We start from the raw sequence: 10,255 nt of genomic DNA on the forward strand, positions 1-10,255 counted from the left end.
TGGGAGGGGCCCACTGGCCGGCGTTCCGAGGATGAGCATACACCATGATCGAACACTTGTTCGAGTGATCATTGATGGGCCAACCGGTTAACCGTTAGTAACAACGGCTACCAAAGCTCACTCGATCGAGGAAAGATGCGTCGGTCCGCCGCATCCCCTGGAGGAAGTTTTGAGACCCACCCTGCCCGTCGTCGGGACAGCGGTGGCGGCACTCGTGCTCGCCGCCGTCCCCGCAGTCGCCGCACCGAGCGCCGACGCGCTGATCTCCGAGGTCTACGGAGGCGGCGGCAACTCCGGCGCCACGCTCAAGCAGGACTTCGTCGAGCTCGCCAACAAGGGCACGACCCCGGTGAGCCTCGACGGCTACAGCGTCCAGTACATCTCGGCCAGCCCCGGCGCCTCCACGCAGTGGGGCGTCACCGCGCTGTCCGGCTCGATCGCGCCCGGCAAGACGTTCCTCGTCGCAGAGGCCAAAGGCACCGGCGGCACCGTCGAACTGCCCGCCCCTGACGCCACCGGCACCCTCGCCATGAGCGCCACCGGCGGCACGATCGCGCTGGTCAACGGCACCACGGCGCTCACCTGCAAGACGGCTGCCGACTGCGCCGCCGACGCGCGGATCAAGGACCTCGTCGGCTTCGGCACGGCGGCTGTCCGCGAGGCCACCGCGACGGGCGCGCTGAGCAACACCACCTCCGCGTCGCGCAAGGCGGGTCTCCCGGACACCGACGACAACTCCGCCGACTTCACCGTCGGCAACCCGACGCCGGTCAACTCCAAGGGCGAGACGACCCCCGGCGGCGGCGACCCGGACCCCGAACCCGAGGACCCCACCCCCGGCGACAAGCGCATCCGCGACATCCAGGGCGTCACGCGCATCTCGCCGCTCAACGGCCAGAAGGTCACCAACGTCCCCGGCGTCGTCACCGGCACGCGCGCCACGGGTGACCGCGGCTTCTGGATCCAGGACACGGCTCCTGACAACGACCCGCGCACCAGCGAGGGCGTCTTCGTCTACACCGGCGGCACCGCGCCGACCGTGGCCGTCGGCGACAGCGTCGTGGTCAGCGGCACGATCGCCGAGTACCGGCCTGGCGGTGAGACGGGCTCCAACCAGACCCTCACCGAGATCACCACGCCCACCACGATCACGGTCTCCAAGGGCAACCCCGTCCCGGCGCCGGTCGTCGTGAAGAACGTCCCGGCGGGCTACCTCCCCGCGCCGGGCGGCAGCATCGAGCAGCTCCCGCTGGAGCCCGCGAAGTACGCCCTCGACTACTTCGAGTCGCTCGAAGGCACGCTCGTGCAGGTCGACGACGCCCGCGTCGTGGGCCCGAGCAACACGTTCGGCGAGGTCTGGGTGACGGTCAACCCCGACCAGAACAAGAACCAGCGCGGTGGCACCACGTACCCGAGCTACGACCAGCAGAACAGCGGTCGCCTGAAGATCAAAACCGCCGGCACGCTGCCCGCGGCCAACGTCGGTGACGTGTTCGCCGGCGCGACCGTCGGTGCCCTGGAGTACACGAACTTCGGCGGCTACACGCTGGCGGCGCTCAACCTGGGTCAGCACGCCTCGTCCAACCTGCAGCGCGAGATCACGGCGCAGCAGAAGGAGTCCGAGCTCTCGGTCGCGACCTACAACGTCGAGAACCTCGACCCGTCCGACCCGCAGGAGAAGTTCGACCGGCTTGCGGACGGCGTCACGACCAACCTGCGCAGCCCCGATGTCGTTGTGCTGGAAGAGATCCAGGACAACAACGGCGCGACCAACGACGGTGTCGTCGCCGCGGACCAGACGCTGCAGAAGTTCTCGGACGCGATCGCGGCCAAGGGCGGCCCGCGCTACCAGTGGCGTCAGATCGACCCCGAGAACCTCAAGGACGGCGGCGAGCCCGGCGGCAACATCCGCGTCGGCTTCTTCTTCAACCCGCAGCGAGTGTCTTTTGTGGACCGTCCCGGCGGCGACTTCAAGACGCCCGTCCAGGTCGTGAAGAAGAACGGCCGCGCAACGCTTTCCGTGTCACCGGGCCGCATCGACCCGCTGAACGACGCGTGGGCCAGCAGCCGCAAGCCGCTCGCCGGCGAGTTCAAGTTCCGCGGCCGCACGGTCTTCGTCGTCGCGAACCACTTCAACTCCAAGGGCGGCGACGAGGCCATCCACGGCCGCAACCAGCCGCCGAACCGCTCGTCCGAGGTGCAGCGCGCCAAGCAGGCCGCGTCGCTGAAGGCGTTCACGGAGCAGATCCGCGCGATCGACAAGGGCGCCAACGTGGTGCTGGCGGGCGACCTGAACGACTACCAGTTCTCGCCCGCGCTGAAGACGCTGACCGGTGACGGCAACCTCAAGGCGCTGATCGACACGCTGCCCGTGAACGAGCGGTACAGCTACGTCTTCGAGGGCAACTCGCAGACGCTCGACCACCTCGTGATGAGCAAGAACATCACGCGCTTCAGCTACGACGTGGTCCACATCAACGCGGAGTTCGCCGACCAGGCGAGCGACCACGACCCGCAGATCGTCCGCGCCCGCCCGTCCACGGGTGACGCGAACGTCGACCGGATCGTGTTCGCCCTCGAAGACCTGATCGACTGCCTGAAGAAGTAACCGCGCCCTACCGCTGCCGTCGTCGCGTCATCCGCCACCACCGGAGGACGCGGCGGCGGCAGCCGCCGTTGCGGCCGTCACGCCGGCCTGGATCGCCTCGACGGCCCTGCGCACGGCGTCACCGGCCCAGTTGCCCGCGGCGATGTCCTTGGCGCGCCTGTTCAAGTCCTTCTTGTCGCCCTCGAACACCTTGTGCACGGCCTTCACCGCGTACAGCAACGTGATCAGCGACCCCGTGCGCGCGTCCGCACCGCGATACCCGGCAGCGACCTCGCCGACGGCCTTGCGCACCTCGTTGTTCCTGGACTCGTCGGTGATCACGTAGTTCTTGCCGGGGAAGATCCCGAGCACCTTGCGCGCCTCGACCCGCACGGCGCCACGGGCCTCCAGTTCCGCGACCACGTTGTCGCGCACCTTCTTCCGCAACCGCTCCACGGCCCGTTGCGGCTTCATCGGCTTGTCGAACCTGCCGATCGACTCCTGCAGCAACGGGTTCTTCAGCGGCGTCGGATCGACGACCTGGAGCTTCTTGCCGTTGGGCTCGAACGCGATCCGCCCCGAGTTCACCAACTCGATGAGCACGGCCCCCGCGAGCGCGTTCTCCGCCGACGTGGAGTCGACGTGCAGCTTTCCGTTCTGCTGGTTGATGAACAGCAGCATCAGCTCTTCGTGCAGCATCATGCAACCGTAACGCCAGAAGGGCGCCGAACGTTGAGGTTCGGCGCCCTTCGTAGCAAGAGCGGAGGATACGGGATTTGAACCCGTGAGGGGGTGAACCCAACACGATTTCCAGTCGTGCGCACTAGGCCGCTATGCGAATCCTCCGTGGAGAACCTTACCGGACGAGGGTTCCGCGCCCCAAAACGGGGGTCTCCGAAAAAAGTTCGGCGGCCGTGTCGATCTGGCGGTGGCCCGCTCGTCGTGATCCCGTAAGACCGGACCGAGGAGGGCAATCGTGAAGTACATGCTGTTGATCTACGCGGCCTCTGACCAGCAGGCGAGCTGCACCGTCGAGGACTGGATCGCCTACGAGAAGGAGATGAAGGAGGCGGGCGTCCTGGTCTCCGGGCACTCGCTCGCCGACCTCGTCACCGCCACCACCGTCCAGGTCGGACAGGACGGGAAGCGCGCCGTCACGGACGGCCCGTTCGCCGAGACCCGGGAGGTGCTGGGCGGCTACGACATCATCGACGTGCCGGACCTCGACGCGGCGCTGCAGTGGGCGGCGAGGTGTCCCGGCTCGCGCGACGGCGGGGCCGTGGTCGTCAGGCCGATCGCCGAGTTCTGAGCCGATGAACGTCGAGCAGGTGTTCCGGGAGGAACGCGGCAGGCTGCTCGCCACCCTGGTCAAGCGGTTCGGCGACCTCGACCTGGCCGAGGAGGTCACCTCCGACGCGATCGAGGCGGCGCTGAGGCACTGGCCGGTGGACGGGGTGCCGGACCGGCCCGGCGCGTGGTTGCTCACGACCGCGCGCCGCAAGGCCGTCGACCGCCTGCGCCGCGACCAGGCGTACGCGGCGCGGCTGGCGTTGCTGCAGGTCGAGGTGGACCGGGCGGATCCGCTGCCGGGTGACGGTCTGCCGGACGAGCGGCTGGAGCTGTTCTTCACGTGCGCGCATCCCGCGCTGGCGGAGGAGGACAGGGGAGCGCTGGTCCTGCGCTGCCTGGCCGGCTTCACGACACCGGAGGTCGCGCGGGCCTACCTGGTGCCGGTCACGACCATGCAGCAACGGATCGTGCGCGCGAAGAAGAAGATCAGCCAGGCGCGCATCCCGTTCCGCGTGCCGGATCCGCACGAGCTCCCGGAACGCCTGCCCGGCGTGCTGCAGGCCGTCTACTCGATCTTCACCGAGGGCTACGCGGCCCAGCGCGCCGATCTCGCGGAGGAGGCCATCAGGCTGGCCAGGATCCTCCACGCCCTGCTGCCCGAACGCGAGGTCACGGGCCTGCTGGCGTTGATGTTGCTGGTCCACGCCCGGCGTGAGACCCGCTCCGAACTGCTGGAGGACCAGGACCGCGCGCTCTGGGACCGCGACCTCATCACCGAGGGCAGCGCGCTCGCGGAACGGGCGCTGACCGGCGGTTACGGCCCGTACGGGGTGCAGGCGGCGATCAACGCGCTGCACGACGAGGCGCCGGACTTCGCGAGCACCGACTGGCCGCAGATCGTCGCGCTCTACGACGTGCTGCTCAAGCTCGGCCCGTCGCCGGTGGTGGCGTTGAACAGGGCAGCCGCGGTCGCCATGCGCGACGGGGCGGCGGCAGGGCTCGCGTTGCTCGACGAGCTGGCGGACGAGCCCAGGCTGCGCGACTACCACCCGTTCCGCGTGGCCCGCGGCGACCTGCTGCACCGCCTGGGCCGCGACGACGAGGCCGCCCAGGCCTACCGCGAGGCGATCGCGCTCGCGGGCACGGAAACCGAACAGGACCTCCTGCGCCGCAGGCTGGCCGTCATCGAGGGGCGATCATGATCATGAAGTGGCTGGAGGCGGAACGCCTGGGCGTCGCCGACCTCCTGGAGGACCTGACCGACGACGAGTGGCAGCGCGAGACCCTCTGCGCCGGCTGGACGATGCAGATCATGGCCGCCCACCTGACCACGTCGACGCGCACCGGCTGGCGGGACGTGCTCACCGGCGTCGTGAGGGCGCGGTTCGACTGGGAGCGGATGGAGGACGAGAAGGCCCGTGCGCTGGCCGCGAAGTTCACCCGATCCGAGTTGATCGCGCAGATCCGCGAGACGGCCGGCTCGGCGAAGCGCGCGCCCATGGCCGCGCCGATCGACCCGTTGGTCGACTTCCTCGTGCACGGCCAGGACGTCGCGCGGCCGTTGGGGCGCGTTCGCGAGATGCCGCTCGAACCGGCGCAGGCCGCGCTGGAGCACGTGCTGAAGAGCCCGTTCTGGGGTGCTCGCAAGCGTTTCCGGGAGACCGGGATCCCCGACCTCCCGGCCCCTGACCTGCTGATGCTCGCCACGGGACGGAAGTTGTCCACAGGTGGGGACAACCCCGTGGACAACTCGAACACACGTTCGATCTAGAGGTTCGGCGCCTGGGCGAGGAACTTGTCGAGCGTGCCGTCGCCGAGCTTCAGCTCCTTGTTCAGCTGCTTCACGATCTCGGCGGACTCGGCGAACCGCTCGCGCCTGCCGTCCAGCCCGTCGACCGTGGCCTGCAACGCCCTGCCGTACAGCTCGGTCTGGGCGAGCCACGGCTCGGAGTCGGTGGAGAAGCCCTTGTCGACCCGGTCCCTGATCACCTTCGGGGCGCCGGCGAGGACGTCGGCGTAGGTGCGCAGCTCGGCGACGGCGGCCTTCTTGTCGCCCGCCTTCCACCGGTCCTGGAACTCGCGGAGCTCGCCGGCCAGGCGCGGGGCCGTCCACGAGCTCATGTCGAAGAACGAGAGCAGCGCGATCCGCACCTTCTCGTCACCGCCGGCGAGCAGGTTCGCGTAGCCGAGCTCCGACGCGTCCTCGTCGTACATGGCGTCGTTCCAGGCGTAGTCGGCCATCTCGAACATCGCGACGCGGCTCGCGAAGGCCTGGCTCATCGGGTTGGAGAGCAGGCCGACGACGCTGAGGCCCGGTTCGCGGCCCGAGTACGAGCCGAGCAGCAGCCGGCCCTTGGCGTCCGGGTAGTCGGCGACGGGGTAGTTGTCCCAGATCAGGGTCTTGCGGCCCCACAGCTGCTCGGCGCGGCGCGACTGGTCGCGGGTGATCGTCGCGGGGATGACGGCCGTGCCGGTCCACATGACGATCACGGACTTGTCGAGGTGGTCGTGGAAGACCTTCTTGTACGGGGTCTGCCGGATGTCGCCGTACTCGGTGAGCACGGTGATCAGCGGACCCGCGCCCGGCAGCTGGTTGCGGATCGTCAGCGCGGTGTCGTTGAGCAGGTCGTTCTGCGCGCGGGCGGCGTTCTCCTGGTTCGGCGGGCCGTAGGCGTCCTGGTCCTCCGGGCAGTTCCACCTGCCGTAGTCGATGTCGTCGAGGAGCAGCGCGAACGACCTGATGCCCGCCTCGTGCAGCTGCTTGAGCTTGGCCAGCACGGCGTCGCGCTCGGAGTCCTTCGAGTAGCACATCGACAGACCGGGAGCGAGGGAGTAGGTGAACTTCACGTGCCCGGCCGCGGCGCGTTTCGCCAGTTCGGCGATCTGGGCGAGGCGGTCCTCTGGATACGGGTCGCGCCAGCGCTCGCGGTGGAACGGGTCGTCCTTGGGCGCGTAGACGTAGGAGTTGAACTTGACCGAGGCGGCGAAGTCGAGCTGCGCCTGCTGCTCGGCGTAGGTCCACTGCCGGCCGTAGAAGCCCTCGACGATCCCGCGCTGCGGCAGCGACGGCCGGTCGTCGACCTTGACGCCCGCGAGCTTGCCGCCCCGCACCAGCTGGCGGAGGGTCTGCGCGGCGTAGAACGCGCCGGCCGGGTCCGCGCTCGCGACGGTCACCTCGGAGGAGCCGACGTTGATCCGGTAGGCCTCCGCCGACAGGCCCTTGTCGGTGCTGAACCGGATCTTCAGCGCGCCGCCGCCGGTGCCGCCTGCGACCGCCTTCTCGACGACCTGCCTCGTGGTCGCCTCGACATCACCCTCGACGGTCACCGCGGCGGGGATCTGGACGTCCTCCGTCACACGTTCGATCGCCTGAGGCGTTGGCCACACCGCCACGTCGGTCGCGCGCTTGGGTTCCGAGTCACCCTTGCCGCGATAGATCAGGACTCCGGCGACCGCAGTCGCGGCCACGACGATGACGGCCACGACCAGGCCCGTTTTCCGCATGTGGATCAGTGTGCAGGAGTGGTGTCCAGTCAGTGTGTGGCCGGTTGTCCACAACTGGGGACAACACTGTGGGCAACTCGAACGTGTGTTCGATCAGACCCGTTCGCTACACTTGCGTCGGACCTCGTGCGGCACACATCTCGCGAACCTCCCCAGGGCCGGAAGGCAGCAAGGATAAGCGGGCTCTGGTGGGTGCACGGGGTCCCCTTTTTGTGTCGGTGGCCACCGGTACTGTTCCTGGCGTGGCGCTCGCTCTGTATCGCAAGTACCGTCCGGCCACGTTCTCCGAGGTCGTAGGCCAGGAGCACGTGACCGACCCGCTGCGTGTCGCGTTGTCGGCGGGCCGGGTGAACCACGCGTACCTCTTCAGCGGTCCGCGCGGCTGCGGCAAGACGTCGTCGGCCCGCATCCTCGCCCGCTCGCTCAACTGCGCGAAGGGCCCGACGCCAGACCCGTGTGGCGAGTGCAACAGCTGCATCGGCCTGGCCCCCAACGGCACCGGCAGCGTCGACGTGGTCGAGCTCGACGCGGCGTCCCACGGCGGTGTCGAGGACGCGCGCGAACTCCGCGACAAGGCCTTCTACGCCCCGGCAGAGGCGAAGTACCGCGTCTTCATCATCGACGAGGCGCACATGGTCACGACGCAGGGCTTCAACGCCCTGCTGAAGATCGTGGAGGAGCCGCCGGACCACCTGATCTTCATCTTCGCCACGACCGAGCCGGACAAGGTCCTCCCGACCATCCGCTCGCGCACGCACCACTACCCGTTCCGCCTGATCCCGCCCGGCGTCATGCGCAGCCTGCTCGAACGCAACTGCGAAGCGGAAGGCGTGGCCGTAGAACCGTCCGTCTTCCCGCTGGTGATCCGAGCGGGCGGCGGCTCGGCCCGCGACACCCAGTCCGTGATGGACCAGCTCCTCTCGGGTGCGGGCCCCGAGGGCGTCAAGTACGAGCGGGCCATCACGCTCCTCGGCGTCACCGACTCGGCCCTGCTCAACGACGTGGTCGACGGCCTCTCCGCAGGCGACGGAGCAGCGGTCTACGGCACCATCGACCGCCTGGTGGACGCGGGCCACGACCCCCGCCGCTTCGCCTCGGACCTCCTCGACAGGCTCCGCGACCTAGTCCTGCTCTGCGCGGTCCCGGACGCGGCAGACCGCAACCTGGTCAACGTCCCAGAAGACGAACTGGCCACCATGGCGGCCCAGGCGGAACGAATCGGCCCGGCAGCCCTCACCCGCTACGCCGAGATCGTCCACCAGGGCCTCGTCGACATGCGCGGCGCCACAGCAGCCCGCCTGCTGCTGGAACTGCTCGTCTCCCGCATGCTCCTCCCGTCGGTGAGCCAGTCGGAAGCAGCACTGCTCCAACGCCTGGAACAGCTGGAACGCCGCCCCCCGGCAGCGATCGCAGCACCCACCGGCGAGCCCGCAGCGGCTCCCGCAGCAGGAGGCCCGGTCTTCACCCGCAGGTCCCAGCAACCAACGGACCCGACCCCAGAACCCCAACGCCAGCCAGAACCCGCCCGAGCGCAACCCGCCGCTCAGGCCGCGCCCGCTCCGGCTCAGGCCCCGGCCGCTCCGGCTGTCCAGCCTCAGGCAGCCGCCCCGGCTCAGGCGCCGCCAGCGGCCGCCGCCCCGGTGCAAGCCGCAACTCCAACCCCAGCACCCGCGCAGCCCGCACCTCCGGCGCAACCGGCCACCCCCGCACCCGCGCCCGCCGGTGCGGCTGCCGCGGGCGCCATGGACGCGACCGCAGTACGCCGAATCTGGTCCGAACTGCTGGCAGCAGTCCGCGCGACGAGCCGCAGCACCGAGGCGATGCTGACCAACGCCGTGGTCAGCGAGGTCGACGGCAACATCGTCACGATCACCCACACCTCAGCCCCGCTGGCCCGCCGCCTGGCAGAGGGCCGCAACACCGAGGCCATCGCCACCGCACTCTCCTCAGTGCTGGGCGGCACCTGGCAGGTCCGCTGCACCCACGGCACCCCAGGCGCAGGCGCGCAGGCACCAACCCAGGCAAAGGCGAGCCGCCCGGCCCCAGTCCGCCCGAGCCAGGCACAAAACCAACAGTCACGCCCCCAACCAGCACCACAACAAACACAAGCCCCCCGCCCCCCGGCGGACGACGTCCCACCGCCACCAGAGCCCCCCGAGCCCGACGACCCACTGCCGCCGGAGCCAGACGACGAAGAGGCGATGCTGGCCGAGGCCGCCCGCCCGGCAGACCAGGACGCGGTGAACGAGGCGCAGGTCAAGGACCCGGAGTCGGTGATGCTGCAACTGCTGGCCGACGAGTTGGGCGCCCGCCCGCTGAAGAAGGCCTAGCCACGCGAAGGCGGCCGGGCCGGGGTTGGTCGGGCCAGAGTGGGCTGGGCTAGGACGGGCTGGGCTAGGACGGGCCGGGCCAGAGTGGGCTGGGCTGGGCCGTGCCAGGACGCGCAGGCCGGGCTGGTCCAGGACGGGCCAGCGCGGGGCGAGGCCGGGCAGACCGGGCCCGTGCGAGGCAAGGCAGGCCAGGCGTGGCGGGGCGAACCGGGCTCGTGCAAGTTGGGATGGCAGCGCGGGGACGGCCCGTGCGAGGCAAGGCAGGCCGGGCCGAGCAGGGATGGCCCGCGCGAGGTAGGGCAGGACGGGGCGGAGGCGCGCGGCGTGGGCTCGCCCGCGACGCCGCAGGCGAGCCGGTTGACAGGCGCGATGCCGCAGGCGAGCCGTGTGATCGGTGCGATGCCGCAGGCGAGCCGTCTTTACCAAGAGGAACCGGCGGTGGGGTCCCATCACGAGTCGCGCCATAGCTCTTGCTGCAGTCAGGTAGGGGTGTGAAAAACACACCCGTTTAGTAGAGATGAAAACCCAAACAGACGGTGGGCCC

At 69.7% G+C, this 10,255-nt stretch carries 7 protein-coding genes, 1 tRNA gene and 1 other RNA gene; 6 read left to right on the plus strand and 3 right to left on the minus strand.

Features of this window, described 5'->3' with window-relative positions:
- Window positions 1–169 precede the first annotated feature (169 nt).
- Entirely contained in the window at window positions 170–2,608 is a 2,439-nt protein-coding gene (locus ACFWN2_RS30735) for an endonuclease/exonuclease/phosphatase family protein (RefSeq protein WP_382433290.1), read from the plus strand.
- Between the two features lie 27 nt (window positions 2,609–2,635).
- On the opposite strand, the gene ACFWN2_RS30740 is transcribed toward ACFWN2_RS30735, so the two are convergent.
- Both ACFWN2_RS30740 and ACFWN2_RS30745 read right to left on the minus strand, forming a co-directional pair.
- Window positions 2,636–3,289 carry a GPP34 family phosphoprotein gene (locus ACFWN2_RS30740; protein ID WP_382433292.1) on the minus strand — a complete coding sequence of 218 codons (654 nt, stop codon included), beginning with the start codon at window positions 3,287–3,289 and terminating at the stop codon, window positions 2,636–2,638.
- 59 nt (window positions 3,290–3,348) lie between these two features.
- Window positions 3,349–3,433: transfer RNA gene (locus ACFWN2_RS30745), tRNA-Ser, on the minus strand.
- A gap of 130 nt (window positions 3,434–3,563) precedes the next feature.
- Between ACFWN2_RS30745 and ACFWN2_RS30750 the strand changes: the two genes are divergently transcribed.
- The 3 genes from ACFWN2_RS30750 to ACFWN2_RS30760 are packed head-to-tail and all read left to right on the plus strand — an operon-like array spanning window position 3,564 to window position 5,648.
- The gene (locus ACFWN2_RS30750) at window positions 3,564–3,896 is read left to right on the plus strand and encodes a YciI family protein (protein WP_382433294.1); all 333 of its coding nucleotides are present in this window, start codon (window positions 3,564–3,566) and stop codon (window positions 3,894–3,896) included.
- Window positions 3,897–3,900: 4 nt separating this feature from the next.
- Window positions 3,901–5,079 carry an RNA polymerase sigma factor gene (locus tag ACFWN2_RS30755; protein ID WP_382433296.1) on the plus strand — a complete coding sequence of 393 codons (1,179 nt, stop codon included), beginning with the start codon at window positions 3,901–3,903 and terminating at the stop codon, window positions 5,077–5,079.
- Complete coding sequence (locus ACFWN2_RS30760; protein WP_382433298.1) at window positions 5,076–5,648, plus strand: maleylpyruvate isomerase family mycothiol-dependent enzyme; 573 nt, start codon at window positions 5,076–5,078, stop codon at window positions 5,646–5,648. Before ACFWN2_RS30755 ends, ACFWN2_RS30760 begins: the two co-directional genes overlap by 4 nt.
- Here the strand turns inward: ACFWN2_RS30760 and ACFWN2_RS30765 are convergent.
- Complete coding sequence (locus tag ACFWN2_RS30765; protein WP_382433300.1) at window positions 5,645–7,381, minus strand: beta-N-acetylglucosaminidase domain-containing protein; 1,737 nt, start codon at window positions 7,379–7,381, stop codon at window positions 5,645–5,647. The genes ACFWN2_RS30760 and ACFWN2_RS30765 overlap by 4 nt on opposite strands.
- Before the next feature lie 115 nt (window positions 7,382–7,496).
- On the opposite strand from ACFWN2_RS30765, the gene ffs reads away from it, so the two are divergent.
- Both ffs and ACFWN2_RS30775 read left to right on the plus strand, forming a co-directional pair.
- An RNA gene (gene ffs, locus ACFWN2_RS30770) (signal recognition particle sRNA small type) lies at window positions 7,497–7,593 on the plus strand.
- A 30-nt stretch (window positions 7,594–7,623) separates the two neighbouring features.
- Complete coding sequence (locus ACFWN2_RS30775; protein WP_382433302.1) at window positions 7,624–9,711, plus strand: DNA polymerase III subunit gamma and tau; 2,088 nt, start codon at window positions 7,624–7,626, stop codon at window positions 9,709–9,711.
- Window positions 9,712–10,255 lie beyond the last annotated feature (544 nt).

This window comes from Lentzea sp. NPDC058436 (assembly GCF_042721515.1).
Lineage (GTDB): Bacteria > Actinomycetota > Actinomycetes > Mycobacteriales > Pseudonocardiaceae > Lentzea.

Bases quoted from the DNA above. Each gene is read 5' to 3' on its own strand.
- ACFWN2_RS30765 (WP_382433300.1), bottom strand. From the start codon at position 7,381: ATGCGGAAAACGGGCCTGGTCGTGGCCGTCATCGTCGTGGCCGCGACT.
- ACFWN2_RS30755 (WP_382433296.1), top strand. From the start codon at position 3,901: ATGAACGTCGAGCAGGTGTTCCGGGAGGAACGCGGCAGGCTGCTCGCC.
- ACFWN2_RS30760 (WP_382433298.1), top strand. From the start codon at position 5,076: ATGATCATGAAGTGGCTGGAGGCGGAACGCCTGGGCGTCGCCGACCTC.
- ACFWN2_RS30740 (WP_382433292.1), bottom strand. From the start codon at position 3,289: ATGATGCTGCACGAAGAGCTGATGCTGCTGTTCATCAACCAGCAGAAC.